This is a genomic window from Pedococcus sp. 2YAF34 (genome assembly GCF_052114585.1).
Lineage (GTDB): Bacteria > Actinomycetota > Actinomycetes > Actinomycetales > Dermatophilaceae > Pedococcus.
Genome location: NZ_JBFRFA010000007.1, coordinates 67,365 through 84,912, shown reverse-complemented (window position 1 = coordinate 84,912; position 17,548 = coordinate 67,365). Strand labels below are relative to the sequence as shown.

The following is a 17,548-nucleotide window of genomic DNA, read 5'->3' as shown; positions in this document are numbered from 1 at the left end:
GGCCCGGCCGGGCAGGTGAGGTCAGGCGAGTGAGACCAGGTAGGCGCGGGGCCGGGCGCCTGCGGGGTCAGGCGGCCGAACCGGCCGAGGAGCTCGAGGAGGAGCCGGAGCCCGACGAGGAGGTGGACTTCGACGCCGTACCGGTCCCCGAGGTGGACCCGGAGGTCGAGCTGCTGTCGGACGAGGAGGAGGACGACGACGAACCGCCCTCGCTCTTGGCGGCGGAGACCGAGGCGGAGGAACCGTTGCGCGAGTCGGTGCGGTAGAAGCCGCCGCCCTTGAACACGACGCCGACCGCGCTGAACACCTTGCGCAGGCGTCCGTCGCACTCGGGGCAGACGGTGAGCGAGTCGTCGGTGAACGACTGGACCGCGTCAAAGCGGTGCTGGCACTCGGTGCAGGCGTAGGAGTACGTCGGCACGGTTCCTCCAAGGGTCTGGCGGCCGGGTCTGGCCGGGACGGACGGTGGGCGGTGGGGTGCGGTCACGACCACGGTCGAGGACTGGCACTCCCACCTCTCGACTGCCAACTATAAGGCCGGGAGCGCCCTACTTCTTCCCGTCGCCGGCCCGCCCGTGCCTGCGGCCGGCCACCGCAGCGAGCGCCCGCTCCACAGCGGTGCCCGAGACCCGCTCGGCCCCGGCGGGGCCGCGGTCCGCCACAGCGGCGGGTCCGCGCACGGGTCCCCGGTCCGGCCTGGGCTCGCGGCTGCGTACCGGGGTGGCCCAGCCGGCGAGCCGGCCGGCCTGGCTCACCTCGCGCACCCGCTTCTCAGCCTTGGCCCGGACGCCGGCGGTCGCGACGATGAGCAGCTGGTCGCCGCGCCGGACCGCGGTGTTGACCTCGGGGACGAATCCGTGGCCGTCGCGGACCACGAGGGTGACGTTGGCTCCCTGCGGGAGGCGCAGCTCGAAGATCTCGACGCCGTGGAGCCTGGACGCCGGCCCGACGGTGACCTGCATGAGCTCGGCGTCGAGCTCCTCCAGCGGCGTGGCCTCCACGGCGAGGTCGAGCGTGCGGTAGTCCTCGACGATCCCCAGGCGCTGGGCCACCCACGGCAGGGTCGGCCCCTGCACGACGGTGAAGATGACGACGAGGACGAAGACCAGCTCGAAGATCCAGTCGACGTTGCGGGCCCCGACGGTGAGGGGCACGGTCGCGAGCACGACGGGTACGGCGCCGCGCAGCCCGGCCCACGACAGGAACACCTGGTCGCGCCAGCCGAGGCGGAAAGGGGCCACCGACGCCAGGACCGACAGGGGCCGTGCGATGAGCAGCAGCACCAGGCCGATCACGGTCGCGGGCAGCACCTGGTCGAGCATCTTGCTGGGCGAGGCGAGCAGGCCGAGCAGGACGAAGAGCCCGATCTGGGCCACCCAGCCCAGGGCCGTCGACAGCCCCTGCACGGCCGGGCGGTGGGGCAGGTGGAGGTTGCCCAGGACGAGGGCGGCGAGGTAGCAGGCGATGAAGCCGCTGGTGTGGACCGTGGCCGCCGCGGCGTAGGCGAGGACCGTGAGGGCGACGACCCCGATGCTGAACAGGCCCGAGGAACCGGTGGCGGCCCTCCGCATGAACTGCGCACCGAGCCAGCCGACGGCCAGCCCGATCGCGGCGCCGACACCGAGCTCGACGACCGCCTTGAGTGCCAGCGTGAGCCAGCCCTCGGCCTCTGCCGGGTCGGCGCTGCGTGCCGCGAGGGCGGTCACGAGGATGACGACGGGGGCGTCGTTGAACCCCGACTCCGCCTCGAGCATGCCGGTGATGCGCCGGGGCAGCGGCACGCGACGCAGCACCGAGAACACCGCCGCGGCGTCGGTGGAGGACAGGATGGCGCCCACGAGCAGCGCGGTGTTCCAGTCGAGGTGCAGCACGAACCGCGCCGACAGCGCCACGACCAGCACCGACACGATGACGCCGACCGTCGACAGCACCGCGGCCGGGGCGACCGAGCGCCGGATCCCCTCCCACTTCGTGCTCAGGCCGCCCTCGGCGAGGATGAGGATCAGCGCGGCGTACCCGAGCACCTGGGTGAGCTCGTTGGAGTCGAACTCGATCCCGAACGGACCGGACTCGCCGATGGCCAGCCCGATGCCGAGGTAGATGAGCAGCGAGGGGAGCCCCGACTTCACCGACAGCCGCACGGCCGCGACCGCGACGAGCAGGACGAGGGAGCCCACCAGCAGCGCCGGGGTGAGGTCGTGCAGCGTGAAGGACGCGGACGAGCCGGCGTCCGAGGTGAGGGCGGACGCGACCGTGACGGGCGGTTCGGTGAAGCCTGTGCCCACGGCCCGTCACGTCCTTTCCCCGTCAGTGGTGCGGATAGTCTCGCAGGGTGTCTCGCGTCATCCTTGCCCGCCGCATCGCCATCGCGGTGGCGGCCCTGCTCGTCGTCGTCCTCGGAATCGTCGCGGTCCTGGCGGTGACCTGGGTCCGGCGTCCGTTCCCCGTCACCGAGGGCGAGCTGACCGTGCCGGGTCTGCAGGGCAAGGTCCAGGTCATCCGCGGCGACCACGGGATCCCGCAGATCTACGCCGACACCGCCGACGACCTGTTCCGCGCCGAGGGTTTCGTCCACGCCCAGGACCGCTTCTTCGAGATGGACCTGCGCCGCCACATCACCTCCGGCCGGCTCTCCGAGCTCGTCGGCAAGGGCGGCCTGGAGACCGACCGGGTGATCCGCACCCTCGGCTGGCGGCGCGTGGCCGAGGCCGAGCTGCCGACGCTCAAGCCCGAGACGCGGCGCTACCTGCAGGCCTACGCCGACGGCGTCAATGCCTACATCCACCAGCAGGGCACGCCGTCGAAGATGTCGCTTGAGTACGTCGTGCTCGCCCAGAAGGTGCCCGACTACCGCGTCGAGGACTGGACGCCGGCCGACTCCCTCGCATGGCTCAAGGCCATGGCGTGGGACCTGCGCGGCGACTACTCCGCCGAGCTGATGCGCGCGCGCCTGGCCGGCTCGATGCCGCTCAGCCAGATCAACGAGCTGTTCCCCGCCTACCCGTACACGGCCAACAAGCCGATCCTCTCCGGCGACGAGTGGTCGCCCACCACGGGCGCGCCCACGACCGCGACCGGTACGACGCCCACTGACGCCGGCTCGGCGATCCCCTTCTCCTCGGCGCCGGCCAAGGCCGCTTCCACCAAGGCCTCCGGCACCGACCCCGCCGTCGCCGCCGAGACGGGACCGGGGGCGCAGCGCGCGTATGCCGCCGTGTCCAAGGCGCTCGCCAGCGTCCCGGTCACGATGGGGCGGGGCGACGGCATCGGCTCCAACTCGTGGGTGGTCTCCGGCTCGCGCACGAGCACCGGGAAGCCGTTGCTGGCCAACGACCCCCACCTCGGCGTGAGCATCCCCGGCATCTGGTACCAGGTGGGCCTGCACTGCCGCACCGTCGGCAGCAGCTGCCCCTTCGACACCGCGGGCTACTCCTTCGCCGGGCTGCCGGGCATCGTCATCGGGCACAACCAGTCGATCGCCTGGGGGTTCACCAACCTCGGCCCCGACGTGAGCGACTTCTTCCTCGAGCAGGTGCGGGGGAGCACCTACCTGCGCGACGGCAAGCAGGTGCCGCTGACCATGCGCACCGAGACCATCAAGATCGGTGGCGGTGGGGAGGAGACCATCACGGTGCGGTCGACGGCCCACGGGCCGATCCTGTCCGACGCGATCGACGGCGTCGCGAAGGCGGGCGAGGGACCGCCCGTCAACGGCAAGACCAGCCCCGGCGACTACGAGGTCGCCCTGCAGTGGACCGGGATCCAGGTCGGGCAGACGGCCGACGCGATCTTCGGCCTCAACAAGGCCACCAACTTCGCCGAGTTCCGCGCCGCCGCCAAGGACTTCGCGGTCCCCGCGCAGAACCTGCTCTACGCCGACACGGCAGGCAACATCGGCTACCAGGCCCCCGGAGTCATCCCGGTCCGCAGCCGCTACATGCAGAACGCCCCCGGTTACTGGATCCGCCCCGGCTGGGTCTCCTCGTGGGACTGGAAGGGCTACGTGCCCTTCGCCCAGATGCCGTACGCGTACAACCCGCCGAAGGGCTTCATCGTCGCCGCCAACCAGGCGGTCACCGAGAGCAGCACGCCCTTCCTCACCACGGAGTGGGACTACGGCTTCCGCAGCCAGCGCATCCGCGACCTGCTGGAGAAGGACCCGAAGGTCACGCCCGCGGCCATGTCGCAGATCCAGGGCGACACCCGAAGCCAGTTCGCGCCCACCCTGGTCAAGGCCCTGCTCAAGGTCGACCTCGGCAACGACGACTTCACCGAGCAGGCGCAGGACCTGTTGCGGCACTGGGACTTCACCACCCCGGCGGGCAAGAGCCCCGCGGGTGCTGCTGCCGCCTACTACAACGCCGTGTGGTCGAGCCTGCTCGACCTGACGTTCGACGACGAGCTGCCCAAGGACCTGCGCGCCAACGGCGGCGACCAGTGGATGGAGGCGATGAGCCAGCTCCTGGCCAAGCCGCGCTCGGCATGGTGGGACGACAAGCGCACCGCCGGCGTCACCGAGGGGCAGTCCGAGATCCTGCGCAAGGCCCTCGTCGACGCCCGCCTCGACCTGACCCGCGAGCTCGGCAAGGACCCCTCGGACTGGGAGTGGGGCCAGCTGCACACCCTCACGCTGACCCACCAGGTGCTCGGTGGCGACGACGTCCCCGGCATCGTGCGCCAGCTGTTCAACCGCGGGCCCATCGAGATGCCAGGTGGCTCGGCCATCGTCGACGCCAACGGCTGGGACGCCAGCAAGGGGCTCGACGACGCGAGCCGGTCGCAGGCGTTCAAGGTGAACTGGGCGCCCTCGATGCGGATGGTCGTCGACCTCTCGAACTTCGACAGGTCGCGCTGGGTCAACCAGACCGGCAACAGCGGCCACGCGTTCGCCGACCACTACAACGACCAGTCCAAGGCATGGGCCAAGAACGAGCTGTTCGACTGGCCCTACAGCGCGGGCGCCGTCAAGGACGCGGGCGGCGACGAGCTCACGCTCGTGCCGGGCGGGTCCTCCAGCTAGGAAGGCGCCGGAGCCCCGTGGCCGCGGTGATGACGGCGTCCACGGGGAGGTCGTGCTCCTCGTGGGGCAGGGCCTCGCGGGCGACCTCCCACGGGTGCACGACCGCCACACGCACGCCGTCGGTGCGGGCGAGCGCCCGGTCGTAGCAGCCCTTCCCCTGGCCGATGCGCGTCCCGGCCTCGTCGACGGCGTGCGCAGGGACGAAGACCACCGCAGCGCGCCCGACCGCGTCCCTGCCCAGCGGCACGTCGGAGCCGGCCTCGCGCCAGTCGAGGTCCCAGTCGGGGAGCGTCACCGGGAGCAGCACCCGTACGCCGCGTCCCTGCAGCGCCGCGACCAGCGCCACCGTCGGGGGCTCGGTGGGTGTCGACTCGTACGCCGCCACCCAGCCGCCGCGTCCCACCCCCGCCTCGTGGGCCACCTCCAGGGCGAGCAGCGCGATGGACTCGGCGTCGGCAGCCCGGTCGCGGGCAGGCACCCGCTCGCGCCGCAGCGTACGAAGCCGTCTACGCAGCTCCGCCTTGTCACCGGTGATGGGCGGGAACGGCTCCGGGGGCGGGGTCGGGACGGACACGGGTCCATGGTGCAGCGCAGCGAACCCGAGCCGCGAGCGGGGTGTCGCGAATAGGGTGGGTCCATGAGCAGCGAGAACGCCCGACCCGTCACCAAGGCCGTGATCCCCGCCGCCGGCCTCGGGACCCGCTTCCTGCCCGCCACCAAGGCCACTCCGAAGGAGATGCTGCCGGTGGTCGACAAGCCGGCGATCCAGTACGTCGTCGAGGAGGCCGTGCGCGCCGGGCTCGAGGACGTGCTCATCATCACCGGCCGCAACAAGGCGGCCCTGGAGGACCACTTCGACCACCAGTGGGAGCTCGAGCAGGCGCTGGAGGCCAAGGGCGACCAGTTCCGGCTGGAGCGGGTGCGCGAGTCCGCCGCGATGAAGGTGCACTTCGTGCGCCAGGGCCAGCCCAAGGGACTCGGCCACGCGGTCCACGTCGCCAAGGAGCACGTCGGCGACAACCCGTTCGCCGTCCTGCTCGGCGACGACCTCATCGACGCCCGCGACCACCTCCTCGAGGAGATGCTCAAGGTGCGCGAGGAGAAGGGCGGCAGCGTCATCGCCCTGATGGAGGTGCCGCGCGAGTCGGCCCACCTCTACGGCTGCGCCGCCGTCGACCAGCGGGAGGGCGACGTCGTGCGCATCACCGGCCTCGTCGAGAAGCCCGACCCCGCCGACGCCCCCAGCAACCTCGCCGTCATCGGCCGCTACGTGCTCGACCCGTCCGTCTTCGGCGTCCTGGAGAACACCCCGCCCGGCCGTGGCGGCGAGATCCAGCTGACCGACGCCCTGCAGACCCTCGCCGCCTCCACCGAGCCGGGCGGCGGCGTGCACGGCGTCGTCTTCGGGGGCCGCCGCTACGACACAGGCGACCGCCTCGACTACCTGAAGGCCGTGGTCCGCCTCGGCCTCGACCATGCCGAGCTGGGCTCCGACTTCGGCGAGTGGCTTGACGAGTTCGCCGCCGACCGCGCCGAGCGTGCCGACGGGCCCGGCGCCGCCGACCGCGAGGCGGCGGGAGCTCCGTCGAAGTGATCTCGGTCGAGCAGCACCTCGACCGGATCCTCGGCACCGTCAGGGTCATCCGGCCCTTCGAGCAGGGCGTCCTGGACGCCCAGGGCTGCGTCCTCGCCGAGGACGTCACGGCCCGCGGCTCCCTGCCCGGCTTCACCAACTCGGCGATGGACGGGTACGCCGTGCACGCCCAGGACGTCGTGGGTGCCACCGAGGACGGCCCCGTCGTCCTGCCGGTGGTCAACGACATCGCCGCCGGCAACACCAACGCCCTGTCACTGGCCCAGGGCCAGACGATGCGCATCATGACCGGAGCCCCGATGCCCCGGGGTGCCGACGCCGTCGTCCCGGTCGAGGTCACCGACGGCGGGGTGGTCCGGGTGCAGGTCCGGGTGCCCTCCGTGGTCGGCCAGCACGTCCGCGAGGTGGGGGAGGACGTCGAGCAGGGCGTCACCATCCTGCGTCGCGGCACGCTGCTCGGCCCCGGCCAGATCGCGCTGCTCGCCGCCGCGGGCGTCGCCCGGGTGAAGGTGGTCCCGCGTCCGCGCGTGGTCGTGCTCTCCACCGGCGACGAACTCGTCGACGTGGGCACCACGCCGGGGTTCGGCCAGATCGTCGACTCCAACTCGCTCATGCTCACCGCAGCCGTCACCTCGGTGGGGGCCACGCCGTACCGCGTGGGCGGGGTGCCCGACGACGCCCGGGCGCTGCTGGACACCCTCGAGGGCCAGCTCGTGCGGGCCGACGCCATCATCACGACCGGCGGCGTCTCGATGGGCGCGTTCGACACGGTCAAGGAGGTGCTGTCGCGGGTCGGGACGGTGCAGTTCGACAAGGTCGCGATGCGCCCGGGGATGCCGCAGGGGTTCGGCGTGCTCGGTGACGACCAGGTCCCGGTCTTCACCCTGCCCGGCAACCCGGTGAGCGCGCTGGTGTCGTTCCACGTGTTCGTCGCACCGGCGCTGCGGGCCATGGCGGGGCGGCCGGAGCCCGCCTTCCCGCCCGGCTACGTGCCGGCCGTCGCGGGGGAGGCGTTCAGCTCGGTGCCCGGGAAGATGGAGTTCCTGCGGGTCGTCCTGGACGACGACCGCGCGCGCCTCGCCGGTGGGCAGGGCTCGCACATGCTCGGGGCCCTCGCGGCGGCCGACGCGCTCGCCGTCATCCCACCGGAGGTGACGCAGGTCGAGGTCGGTGACGCCCTCGAGTGCCTGCCGCTGCTCGGGAGGGAGGGCCAGTGAGCGACGAGACGACAAAGGCGACCCAGAGGTCCGGGCTGACCCACGTGCGGGCGGACGGCTCGGCCCACATGGTCGACGTCTCGGCCAAGGACGTCACGGCCCGCCAGGCCAGTGCCGCCGGTCGGGTCCTGTTGTCCTCCAACGCAGTTGCAGCCCTGCGCGAGGGCAACGTCCCCAAGGGTGACGCCCTCGCGGTGGCCCGCATCGCCGGCATCCAGGCGGTCAAGCGCACCCCCGAGCTGATCCCGCTCGCCCACCCGATCGCCGTGCACGGCGTGGCCGTCGACCTCGAGGTGGTCGACGACGGCGTCGAGGTCGTGGCGACCGTCCGGACCGCCGACCGCACCGGGATCGAGATGGAGGCCCTCACTGCGGTCGCCGTGGCCGCCCTCGCGCTCATCGACATGGTCAAGGCCGTCGACAAGCACGCCCGCATCACCGACGTCCGGGTCACCGCGAAGTCCGGCGGCCGATCCGGCGACTGGGCGGAGCAGCCGTGAGCCCCCGAGCGGTCGTCGTCACCTGCTCGACCCGGGCAGCCACCGGCGTGTACCCCGACCGCGGCGGTCCACTGGTCGTGGAGGCACTGCGGGGGTGGGGGTTCGAGGTCGAGGACGCGACCGTGGTCCCCGACGGCCCGGCCGTCGCGGAGGCGATGGAGGCGGCGCTCGCGTCCGAGCCCGACCTGCTCGTCACCACCGGCGGCACCGGCCTCTCGCCCACCGACGGCACGCCGGAGGCGACCCGGGCCGTGCTCGACCGTGAGGTCAGCGGAATCGCCGAGGCCATCCGGTCGGCCGGCGTCGCCGCCGGGGTGCCCACGGCGATGCTGTCCCGAGGGCTCGCGGGCACCGCGGGCCCGACCCTCGTCGTCAACCTCCCCGGCTCGACCGGGGGCGTGCGCGATGGCCTCGCGGTCCTCGAGCCCGTCGTGCAGCACGCGCTGTCGCAGATCAGGGGCGGCGACCACTGATGGTCGTGTGGCCGGTTGAGCTCCACGGCACGACCCCTCATGGGGACGAGGTGGTCCTCGACGCGCTGCGCCGCAGCGACCGGCACGAGTGGACGCGGGTGCGCTCGCTCAACCGCGACTGGCTGGGTCCGTGGGAGGCCACCGCCCCCGAGCAGGACCCCCGGCCGGTGTCGTTCGCCGGCCTCGTCCGGCACTACCGCAGCGAGGCCCGGGCCGGCCGGATGCTGCCCTTCACGATCCGCACCGACGGAAGGCTGGTCGGGCAGGTCGTGCTCTTCGGCATCTCGTGGGGATCGCTGCTGTCCGCGGCGGCCGGCTACTGGGTCGACCAGGAGGTGGCAGGGCGAGGCGTCGTGCCGACGGCCCTGGCGCTGGCCGGTGACCACGCGTTCGGTGCGCTCGGGCTGCACCGCCTCGAGGTCAACATCCGCCCCGAGAACGCCAACAGCCTCGCCGTGGTGCGCAAGCTGGCCTTCCGCGACGAGGGCGTGCGGGCTGCATACCTGCACATCGACGGGCAGTGGCGCGACCACCGGACGTTCGCGCTGACCACCGAGGACCTCGGCGGGCACACCCTCGCTGAGCGTCTGCACAGCAACCACACCAGTCACATTGGCGACACACCGCCGCACGTCCCCGAGGGGCCGAGCCGGGCCACCTAACGTCGTGTCCGTGCAGCCCAGCAGTCTCGTCTTCCTCGTCATCATCGCCGTCTGGGCTGCCTATTTCGTGCAGTACTGGGTGCGTCGCCGCGAACACCTCGCCACCGCCCGGTCCGTCGACCAGTTCTCCGAGTCGATGCGCGTCCTCGAGCGTCGCACCGCCCTGCCCGTCGCCGACCTCTCGGTGCCCTCACCCCGCTCGTACGCCATGAGCCCGGCCCGAGCCGTCCGCGCGCAGGTGCTCGTCAAGCGCGCCGAGACCACGACCTTCACGATGACCGCCACCCCCGGCGCGACCACCCGCCCGGCCCCCTCCGCCGGCCTCGAGGCCGTCGAGGGACGTCGCGACGAGGCCTGGGGCTGGGAGGAGCCGGCGCCCGCACCGGGCAAGGCCGGTCGCGACACCGGCCACGAGCTCGCCCCCGCCGCAGTCCGTCCAGCCCGCAAGGTCCGCGGCCTGACGCTGCTCGCCTCGCTCGCCGCGGTGCTGCTCGCCGTGCCGCTGGCGGCGTTCGGGGCGCTGCCCTGGGTCGCCGTCCTGGTGCCGGTCGCTGCCGTCGTCGGCTCCGTGGCCTGGGTTCGCCAGGCCGTGGCTGCCGAGCAGGCCGCGCGCCGCGCCAGCCGTCCCACCGCCGAGCGCCCGGTCGCGCAGCGTCCGGCGCCCCGTGCCGCGGCCGTGCGCACCGCGCCCCGTCGCCCGGTCGAGCGCGAGCAGGCGACCCGCCCCGCCGCGTCCACCGGCGCCTCGACCCCGCTCGAGTCCCAGCCCGACGACGCGGTGACGGAGGCCCCGGCCCAGCCGGCTGCCTCCGCGCTCTACGACTTCCAGGAGGTCGAGCGCGGACTGGCCGCCCCGGCCGCTGCTCCCGCTGCGCCGCAGCCGACGCCGACGCCGGCTGCGGCCGTCGAGCCCGCTGCCGAGCTGGTCGTCCCCGCCCGGCCCCTGGTCGACGAGGACGACATCCCGCTCACCTGGGACCCGGTCCCCGTGCCCCGCCCGACCTACACGATGAAGTCGCGCGCCACCCGTCCCGCCCCGACCGCCGCCGACCTGGTGGGCGACGCGGACACCGAGTACGCAGCGTACGAGCAGGAGCCTGCCCGCCGCGTCGCCGGCGCCTGACGCCCGCACCGCCGCTGCGCGCGGACGACCCCGCCGCGGTGACGGGCTAGCGCCCGCCCCACACGGCCCGGGCGCCCGCGTCGCCGGCCAGGGCGACGATGACGGCCGTGCCGACGGCGCTGCCCACGACCAGTACCGCCACCGTGGTCCGCACGGCCCGGCTGGTGCCACGCCGCAGCAGCAGCCACTGCGCGAGGGTGGTGACGGCGAGCGCCGCCGCCCAGGGCAGCACCATCGAGCCGAGCGACCGGTGGTGGTTGATGAACGCCGGGTTGCCCAGGTGGGCGGCGAGGTCGTTGCCTGCGCGCGTCGTCACGGGCACGGCCACCAGTCCCACCACGGCGCCCAGGGGCACCAGGAAGGTGAGCTTGCGCTGCGCCGCCGGCCACACGCTGACCGCCACGGCGGCGAGCGCGGTGAGGGGCAGCAGCACCACGACGAGGTGGACCAGCAGGGCGTGGGCGGGCAGGCCGTTGATCTGCACGAGACCTCCTCAGTACCCGCCGCGGGTGCCGCCGGTGAGCATCGAACCGTCTGGACCCACTGCATACCAGACCTTGCCCACGCCCTGCCCGGCCACGTCGCCGGGCTTGGTGTCCTTGGCGAAGAGGTAGAGCGGGCGGCCGTCGAGGGTGACCTGCTTGGTGCCGTCGGGGAGGGTGATGGTGCCGACGGTCCCCTTGACGCCGTCGACCTTCGGGGCGGCCGAGGTGGTCGTCACCGGTGGCCACAACGCGGCGCACTGGCCGGTGCAGCTGCTGGTGCCGGAGCCGGGCTTGTCCTTGGTGAAGACGTAGGTCGTCATCTTCGAGCCGTTGACGACGATCTCGCCCAGGCTGCTCTTCGCCACGCCGAGGTCGGCTGCCGAGGAGGACGAGCTGGAAGACGAGGTCGAGCCGGGCGACGAGCTCGAGGAGCCGGCGGATGACGAGCTCGAGCTGGCAGAGGCCGAACCACCCGACGAGCCACAGCCTGCCAGCGCCGCGACCGCGAGGAGGGCCGCCGCTGTCGTGGCGGCCCGGGGGAGGAAGGTGTCCATGGCGCTTGGACGAGATGGCCCCGCCGGGAGTTCACCGGGCTCTCGTTCGGCGGTCGAGGTCAGGGCGCCGGTGAACGTCTGGGCGGGCTGTGTCGTCCTTTACCCCGACGGCCCCGGGCGGGGAGGATCAGGAGTCGGCACCGGTCGGCGGAGGTGGCGAGGTGGAGGCAGCGCAGCGGCAGGCGGCCCTGCAGGGCCTGCACGACCGCCATGCCCCGGAGCTGTGGCGGTTCGCCGTGCGACTGACCCGTGACCCGCAGCTGGCCGAGGACATCGTGCAGGAGTCGCTGCTGCGCGCGTGGCGCGACCCCGAGCTCGGCGGCCGCAGCGACGCCCAGGCGAGGGCGTGGCTGTTCACGGTGGTGCGCAACCTGGTCGTCGACCGGTGGCGCAGCGCGGCCAGCCGCCACGAGGTGGCCGGCCTCGACTGGGTTGACCCGGTGACGGGCGACCGGACCGGTGAGGTGCTGGACCGCTGGCTCATCGCCGACGCCCTGGGCTCGCTGTCCGCGGACCACCGCCGCGTGGTGGCCGCCGCCTACTACGAGGGGAGGACCGTGGCGGAGATCGCGGCCGAGCTGAGGATCCCGGAGGGGACCGTGAAGTCCCGCCTCCACTACGGCCTGCGCAGCCTGCGGCTCGCCCTGCAGGAGAAGGGGGTGACGCGCGCATGAGCCACGCCGACGTGTACGCGGACTGGGACGCTGCCTACGTGCTGGGTGCCCTCACGGGTGCCGAGCGGGCGGAGTACGAGGACCACCTCGCGGGGTGCGGCCGGTGCCGCGGCGCGGTGGCCGAGCTCGCCGGCATGCCCGGGCTGCTCGGTCAGCTCAGCCCGGCTGAGGCGATGGCGGTGGACTCCGGCTCCCGCGCGCCCCTGCCCGGTGAGGTCGACGACCTCGACGTGCCGCCGCCCTCCTCGCTGATGCCCGTGCTGCCGCTGCCGCTGACCCCCTCTCGCCCCCGCACCTGGCTGGCTCCCATGGCGGCCGCTGCGGCTGCGCTGCTCATCGGGGGCGCGGGCGGGTATGCCGTGTCGGAGGCGCGGGGCAGCTCACCGGCCGACCGTCCCCAGGCCACGGCGGCCGCGGGCAGCAGGTTGGCGTTCGCGCCCGTGCAGGCCTCGCCGATGACGGCCGTCGTGGACGTCGTGCCGACTGCGCTGGGGACCGAGCTGCGGGTCGAGTGCCAGTACGCCCAGCTCGGGGCGACCGCCGGTGCGGTTGCGTCCGGGAGCGTCACGGGTACGGGCTCGGCCACGGGTCCCGGGCAGGACTATGGCGACGACGCCGGGGTGCACTACGCGATCTGGGTCGTCGGCCGGGACGGCAGCAACGCGCAGGTGAAGGACTGGACCGCCCGCTCGGGCCGGGTCATGCACCCCTCCGGTGTCACGAAGCTGCCGGTCGACCGGATCGCTGCGGTCGAGATCCGCCAGGTCGACACCGGCGACACCGTGATGCGCGCCCTCCTCGGCTGACTGGCGACCACTGGAAGGCGCGCCGGGGACCGTTTTCCGTGGGGGGTGCTGCTGGTGTTATCGTTTCGTCCGCATCAAGGGGCTGTGGCGCAGTTGGTAGCGCGTCTCGTTCGCAATGAGAAGGTCAGGGGTTCGAATCCCCTCAGCTCCACCCCGAGAGAACCCCGTCTGACCAGCAGGAATGCTGATCATCAGGCGGGGTTCTTGCGTTGTCATTCCGCCACCCACTCGGTTCGTGTGCCCCCGGCGTGCCCCTGGTCGTTCAGGCGAGCCAGTCCGGCCCGGTCAGCGGGCGTTCCGAGGTGGTGCAGGTAGAGGTTGGTCGTGGCGATCGACTGGTGCCCCATCCACGCCTGGACGGTGCCCGGGTCGACGCCGCGGGCCAGCCACAAGCAGGCAGCGGTATGCCGCAGGTCGTGGATGCGGCGACCTTCAGCAAGCGTCGACCAACCGAGCGACCGTTTGAACGCGGAGGCGTGCAACCGGTGACCCGAGGACGTCACGAACAGTGGAGCGTCGGCCTCCCTGCCCGCCGCCATCGCGACCACGAGCGGGAGGACCCGATCCGCGACCGGCACCCGACGCGACCGACCGGACTTCGTGGTCTTGATGGCGACGCCCTCCGGCTCGGCCCGCTGGACCACCAACGTGGGCATCGGCACCTCGACGAAGTCCCGGACCCGAACGGCCCGCAGCTCCGACCACCGCAGCCCTGTCCACCCCGCGACGAGCAGGAGGTCACCGAGGCGTTGGTCGATCGCCGCTGCCTTGAGGTGGATGCGTTCGAGGTCCTCCTCGCCGAAGGGGAACATCTCTGTCCTGGGACCGCTGGCCTTCGGCACCCGAGTCCGAAGCACCGGGTTGAGCACGATCAGTCGCTCCCGCACGGCCCACGCGAAGAAGGACGACAACGATGCCCGGAAACGGCGCACCGATGACTCCGCCAGACCGTCGCTCGTGAGCGTGATGAGCGCTCGGGTGACCTCGCGATCGGTGACCGCGTTGATCGAGAGGGCGGCCAGCGATTGGGGCACAAGCCGCAGGAGCGCGGCGTCGGCCGTGTAGGTCTTGGCCGACACCGAGTGAGTGCGCTCCTCGAGCCAGACCCGGAGCAGGGATCTCACGGTGGCGCGTCCCGCGCGCGGGTCGACGCCGCCAGCGAGGGCCGCCCGTTCGCGCATCAGCCACGCCTGGGCGTCCCGCTTGGTGTCGAAGGTCCGGCCCGCGACGTAATCACGACCCACCTTCAGCACTGCTCGGAACCTCCCCGATGGCTCCTTGCGGATCCTCACGACGCAGTCCGTTCGATCCACGCCGTGACGTCCGCCAGCTGGTAGCGAGGGATGGACGGTGAGAGCCACGCCACGCGTGGCCCCATCCCTTGCTGGCGCCACCGGCACAACGTCGAGGCGTTCACATGGAGCAGGTCTGCGACCTCGGCTGTGGTCAGCAGACGCGGAACGGGCGTGGAGTCACCAGCCAGGGCAATGACATTCGGCATTTCCACGCCTCCATTACCGTCCCCATCTCGCCCTCGGGTCGAGGGCTTGTCGCTCGAGGTGCGACAGCATCAACGCTGCACGCCCGAATCGGCGCAGTCCACCGATTGCAAGGGGCGAAGGAGGGTTTTGACCAGACCTTTACGTTTCGGGCAGGTCTTTGGAGCTGCGAAACGGGTGGAAGGCGAACCAGGACAGCCGCGCGGCTCGCGGCAGATGAGGACGTTTGGGATCAGTCCGTGTTCATCGCGATGGGCGGGGAGTCCATAGCCAGCGGTGGGGTCGGTCGAAGGACCCGCACACAACCTCAGGGGCCCAGCCACGGGCAGTCGTCGATCGGGTTACGCGGTGCCGGGTAGTGGATCGGGAAACGGGGACGAGGTAGGCATCGTGCTCAGGGGTAACCGAGCCGGCTTGGCCAACTTCTACGCTGGGCCCTTCCGCTGGCCGACGCTCAGGAGGTCAGCGGCGGCGGGCGCCAGTCGGGTGCCGACCGGCCACACCGCTCGAAGCCGCCGTCGCAGGTCGACACCACGAACGGCCACCTGCACGAGCCGACCGGTCGAGACGTCGTCGCGGACGGCGAGGTCGCTCAGCACCGCTGGCCCGGCGCCAGCGGCGACGGCGGAGCGCACGGCTGTGCTGGTCGAGAACTCCAGGAGTGGGGTGGCTAGGGGTGCATGCCCGGCCAGCGCCCGCTCCAGGAAGGTCCTCGTGCCCGACGTCGGCTCCCGTTGCACCAGGCGCGTAGCCGCCAGGTCTGCCGCCTCGACCATCGAGCGACGTCGCGCCCACGGATGCCCCGGCGGCACGATCAGGACCAAACGGTCTCGCGCCACCACCTGCTCCTGGAGGCCCCTGGGCAGGTCAGGCCCCTCGATGAAACCGACATCGGCGGTCCCTGCAAGCACACTCGCCGCGACCTGCGCACTGTTCGTCGCGGTCAGGCTGACTGCCGTACCCGGGTGCGTGGCAGCCAGCTGGACCAACCATCCAGGCAGAAGGTGTTCGGCGACGGTAAGGCTGGCCGCGACCCGCATCCTCCGTGCCCGCTCCGACCGCAGCGAACCGATACCCGCCTCGAGGAACTCCGCTGCCGCCAGCACCCCCCGACCCCATTCGGCAAGGAGGGCACCCGCCGGGGTCAGCGTGGAGCCGCGCGTGCTGCGGCTGACCAGGGGGAACCCGACGAGGCGTTCCATCGTCTGCACCCGCGCGCTGACGGCCGGCTGGCTGAGCCCGTGCCTCTGCGCAGCTCGCCCGAGGCTGCCTGTCTCGGCAACGTTGAGCAGCAGTTGGAGCGAGTCGAGGTCAGGTACGCGTTTCAACACAATCACTGAGTCTATGGCCAGACATCAGCCCACCTGATGAGCCCATCGGAGCAAGACGCCTACCGGTGGACGGACGGAGCATCGACCGTGGCTGGTGACCCCAGGAGGTGTCCATGACCGCCATCCACGACCCGACCCACGAGCACGCCCACTCGCGCTGGCACCTGACACGCCGCAGCCGCTGCCGGCCCACCTGCCCGCCGACCCCACGACCTGGCAGCACCTCTCCGGTGCCCGGCCTGGCGGTCGTCGCGGCCGCCACAGCCATCTCCTTCGGGATCGCGCACGTGCTTCCGGCCGTCAACCCCTCGACGGCCGCGGTCGTGCTCGGCACGCTGGTGGTGAACGCCGGTCTGCACCGACCCGCGTTGCACGTCGGCACGCACATCGCCTCCCACCGCCTGCTCCGCCTCGCCGTCGTCCTGCTCGGTCTGCAGCTCGGGGTGCAGCAGCTACTGCACCTCGGCGTCGAGGGCGCCGCAGTCGTGGCCGTGACGGTCGCCGTCACGTTCGGCGGGACCCAGCTGCTCGGTCGAATACTGGGCGTCCCGCCGGCGCGGGCCCTCCTCATCGCAACGGGCTTCTCCATCTGCGGCGCATCGGCCGTGGCCGCGATGGAGGAAGTCGCTGGCGGAGACGAGGACGACACCGGGGTCGCGGTTGCGCTCGTCACCTTGTGCGGGAGCCTGGCCATCCTGCTCCTGCCGGCCGTGCGAGTCCCCCTCGGCCTAGACCCCGTCGCGTTCGGCAGCTGGGTCGGCGCTAGCGTCCACGACGTTGGCCAGACTGTCGCCACCGCGAGCAGAGTCCCCGGCGCCCTGACGTCTGCGGTCGTCGTAAAGCTCAGTCGAGTGATCCTGCTCGCGCCCCTGGTCACCGGCGTCGCCTTGATGCAGCGACGACGCACTGCGAGCTCCACCGCGGAGGGCGGCCTGCGGGCACCCACCAGGCGACGCCCGCCGCTACTGCCGCTCTTCGTGCTGGGCTTCCTCGGCGCGATCGGGCTGGCCAGTACCGGAGCCGTACCGGCATCGGTCCTGGTTCTGGCCAAGCTCGTTCAGGAGATTCTGCTCGCGGCTGCCTTGTTCGGACTGGGCACCGGAATCCAGCTCACGATGCTGCGACGCACCGGGGGCCGAGCCCTGGTGCTCGGCATGCTCTCATGGCTATTGGTCGGCACCGTCGCATTCGCTGGCGTGAGGCTCCTCGGAGCGTGAGTAGCCAGCTGCAGGCACTTTTTGGCGGCTACCCTCATGTGGAACTACCCGTTGAGCAGATGGGTAGGATCCCGCATCCTGCAAGCCCCGTCCGGTGAAGATCTGCTGCGGCCCAGGTCCGCAAATCCAGAAGGGGCCCTTCGGCCAAGGCCGATTCACCACCGGGCATCGCCACACAGGCGCTGGAACGTCCTCAATTCGGCATGAGAGGACGTTGCAGACGGATCTCCGGGGCATCGGTGAGAACTTTCTTCACTGGCTCAAGGCCGCGGCTCCGCCGCGGCGGCGTGGGACCCCGCGATGGGGCCCCGCGCTGCGGGCGGCGCTGGCGCGCCGTCCTCGCGCACCCCACCGCACCCCACGCCACACGCAGAAGAGCAGCGCCCCGGACCA

General features: G+C 72.3%; 17 protein-coding genes and 1 tRNA gene. 11 read left to right on the top strand and 7 right to left on the bottom strand.

Features of this window, described 5'->3' with window-relative positions:
• Positions 1–67 precede the first annotated feature (67 nt).
• Together AB4Z02_RS05990 and AB4Z02_RS05985 are read right to left on the bottom strand one after the other, a co-directional pair.
• Positions 68–421: an FmdB family zinc ribbon protein gene (locus AB4Z02_RS05990; RefSeq protein WP_056881926.1), complete on the bottom strand. Its 354-nt coding sequence runs from the start codon at positions 419–421 to the stop codon at positions 68–70.
• Positions 422–548: 127 nt separating this feature from the next.
• A complete protein-coding gene (locus tag AB4Z02_RS05985) occupies positions 549–2,285 on the bottom strand; it encodes a potassium/proton antiporter (protein ID WP_441970010.1) in 1,737 nt (578 codons plus the stop codon).
• Positions 2,286–2,332: 47 nt separating this feature from the next.
• Here AB4Z02_RS05985 and AB4Z02_RS05980 point away from each other — a divergent pair, with 47 nt between their 5' ends.
• A complete protein-coding gene (locus AB4Z02_RS05980) occupies positions 2,333–5,020 on the top strand; it encodes a penicillin acylase family protein (protein WP_441970009.1) in 2,688 nt (895 codons plus the stop codon).
• On the opposite strand, the gene AB4Z02_RS05975 is transcribed toward AB4Z02_RS05980, so the two are convergent.
• Positions 4,989–5,594: a 5-formyltetrahydrofolate cyclo-ligase gene (locus tag AB4Z02_RS05975; protein ID WP_441970008.1), complete on the bottom strand. Its 606-nt coding sequence runs from the start codon at positions 5,592–5,594 to the stop codon at positions 4,989–4,991. The two genes, AB4Z02_RS05980 and AB4Z02_RS05975, sit on opposite strands and share 32 nt — an antisense overlap.
• A 63-nt stretch (positions 5,595–5,657) precedes the next feature.
• Between AB4Z02_RS05975 and galU the strand changes: the two genes are divergently transcribed.
• The 6 genes from galU (at position 5,658) to AB4Z02_RS05945 (ending at position 10,589) form a co-directional block, all read left to right on the top strand.
• Positions 5,658–6,614: a UTP--glucose-1-phosphate uridylyltransferase GalU gene (gene galU, locus AB4Z02_RS05970; RefSeq protein WP_441970007.1), complete on the top strand. Its 957-nt coding sequence runs from the start codon at positions 5,658–5,660 to the stop codon at positions 6,612–6,614.
• Complete coding sequence (glp, locus tag AB4Z02_RS05965; protein ID WP_441970006.1) at positions 6,611–7,831, top strand: molybdotransferase-like divisome protein Glp; 1,221 nt, start codon at positions 6,611–6,613, stop codon at positions 7,829–7,831. The genes galU and glp overlap by 4 nt, the downstream gene beginning before the upstream one ends.
• Before the next feature lie 68 nt (positions 7,832–7,899).
• Positions 7,900–8,331 carry a cyclic pyranopterin monophosphate synthase MoaC gene (gene moaC, locus AB4Z02_RS05960; RefSeq protein WP_441970054.1) on the top strand — a complete coding sequence of 144 codons (432 nt, stop codon included), beginning with the start codon at positions 7,900–7,902 and terminating at the stop codon, positions 8,329–8,331.
• Positions 8,328–8,804 (top strand): MogA/MoaB family molybdenum cofactor biosynthesis protein, encoded by a 477-nt coding sequence (locus AB4Z02_RS05955; RefSeq protein WP_441970005.1) that lies wholly within the window; start codon positions 8,328–8,330, stop codon positions 8,802–8,804. Before moaC ends, AB4Z02_RS05955 begins: the two co-directional genes overlap by 4 nt.
• Positions 8,804–9,466: a GNAT family N-acetyltransferase gene (locus AB4Z02_RS05950; RefSeq protein ID WP_441970004.1), complete on the top strand. Its 663-nt coding sequence runs from the start codon at positions 8,804–8,806 to the stop codon at positions 9,464–9,466. Before AB4Z02_RS05955 ends, AB4Z02_RS05950 begins: the two co-directional genes overlap by 1 nt.
• A 10-nt stretch (positions 9,467–9,476) precedes the next feature.
• Complete coding sequence (locus tag AB4Z02_RS05945) at positions 9,477–10,589, top strand: hypothetical protein (protein WP_441970003.1); 1,113 nt, start codon at positions 9,477–9,479, stop codon at positions 10,587–10,589.
• Between the two features lie 46 nt (positions 10,590–10,635).
• Here AB4Z02_RS05945 and AB4Z02_RS05940 read toward each other — a convergent pair whose 3' ends face one another.
• A complete protein-coding gene (locus AB4Z02_RS05940; protein ID WP_441970002.1) occupies positions 10,636–11,073 on the bottom strand; it encodes a DUF2231 domain-containing protein in 438 nt (145 codons plus the stop codon).
• Positions 11,074–11,082: 9 nt separating this feature from the next.
• Positions 11,083–11,628 (bottom strand): COG4315 family predicted lipoprotein, encoded by a 546-nt coding sequence (locus AB4Z02_RS05935; protein ID WP_441970001.1) that lies wholly within the window; start codon positions 11,626–11,628, stop codon positions 11,083–11,085.
• A 161-nt stretch (positions 11,629–11,789) separates the two neighbouring features.
• Between AB4Z02_RS05935 and AB4Z02_RS05930 the strand changes: the two genes are divergently transcribed.
• From AB4Z02_RS05930 to AB4Z02_RS05920, 3 genes are all read left to right on the top strand, one after another.
• Positions 11,790–12,302, top strand: coding sequence for a sigma-70 family RNA polymerase sigma factor (locus tag AB4Z02_RS05930; protein ID WP_441970000.1), 513 nt, complete (start codon positions 11,790–11,792; stop codon positions 12,300–12,302).
• On the top strand, positions 12,299–13,108 hold the full coding sequence (locus AB4Z02_RS05925; RefSeq protein WP_441969999.1) for a zf-HC2 domain-containing protein: 810 nt from the start codon (positions 12,299–12,301) through the stop codon (positions 13,106–13,108). The genes AB4Z02_RS05930 and AB4Z02_RS05925 overlap by 4 nt, the downstream gene beginning before the upstream one ends.
• Before the next feature lie 78 nt (positions 13,109–13,186).
• A tRNA-Ala gene (locus tag AB4Z02_RS05920) sits at positions 13,187–13,259 on the top strand.
• 61 nt (positions 13,260–13,320) lie between these two features.
• On the opposite strand, the gene AB4Z02_RS05915 is transcribed toward AB4Z02_RS05920, so the two are convergent.
• Together AB4Z02_RS05915 and AB4Z02_RS05910 are read right to left on the bottom strand one after the other, a co-directional pair.
• Complete coding sequence (locus AB4Z02_RS05915) at positions 13,321–14,352, bottom strand: tyrosine-type recombinase/integrase (protein WP_441969998.1); 1,032 nt, start codon at positions 14,350–14,352, stop codon at positions 13,321–13,323.
• A gap of 680 nt (positions 14,353–15,032) precedes the next feature.
• Positions 15,033–15,938, bottom strand: coding sequence for a LysR substrate-binding domain-containing protein (locus AB4Z02_RS05910; protein ID WP_441969997.1), 906 nt, complete (start codon positions 15,936–15,938; stop codon positions 15,033–15,035).
• Positions 15,939–16,051: 113 nt separating this feature from the next.
• Here AB4Z02_RS05910 and AB4Z02_RS05905 point away from each other — a divergent pair, with 113 nt between their 5' ends.
• Entirely contained in the window at positions 16,052–17,155 is a 1,104-nt protein-coding gene (locus tag AB4Z02_RS05905; protein WP_441969996.1) for a YeiH family protein, read from the top strand.
• Positions 17,156–17,548 lie beyond the last annotated feature (393 nt).

Excerpts from the sequence above, each read along its gene's own strand:
- galU (WP_441970007.1), top strand. The coding sequence starts at position 5,658 with ATGAGCAGCGAGAACGCCCGACCCGTCACCAAGGCCGTGATCCCCGCC.
- moaC (WP_441970054.1), top strand. The coding sequence starts at position 7,900 with ATGGTCGACGTCTCGGCCAAGGACGTCACGGCCCGCCAGGCCAGTGCC.
- AB4Z02_RS05950 (WP_441970004.1), top strand. The coding sequence starts at position 8,804 with ATGGTCGTGTGGCCGGTTGAGCTCCACGGCACGACCCCTCATGGGGAC.
- AB4Z02_RS05935 (WP_441970001.1), bottom strand. The coding sequence starts at position 11,628 with ATGGACACCTTCCTCCCCCGGGCCGCCACGACAGCGGCGGCCCTCCTC.
- AB4Z02_RS05925 (WP_441969999.1), top strand. The coding sequence starts at position 12,299 with ATGAGCCACGCCGACGTGTACGCGGACTGGGACGCTGCCTACGTGCTG.
- AB4Z02_RS05905 (WP_441969996.1), top strand. The coding sequence starts at position 16,052 with ATGACCGCCATCCACGACCCGACCCACGAGCACGCCCACTCGCGCTGG.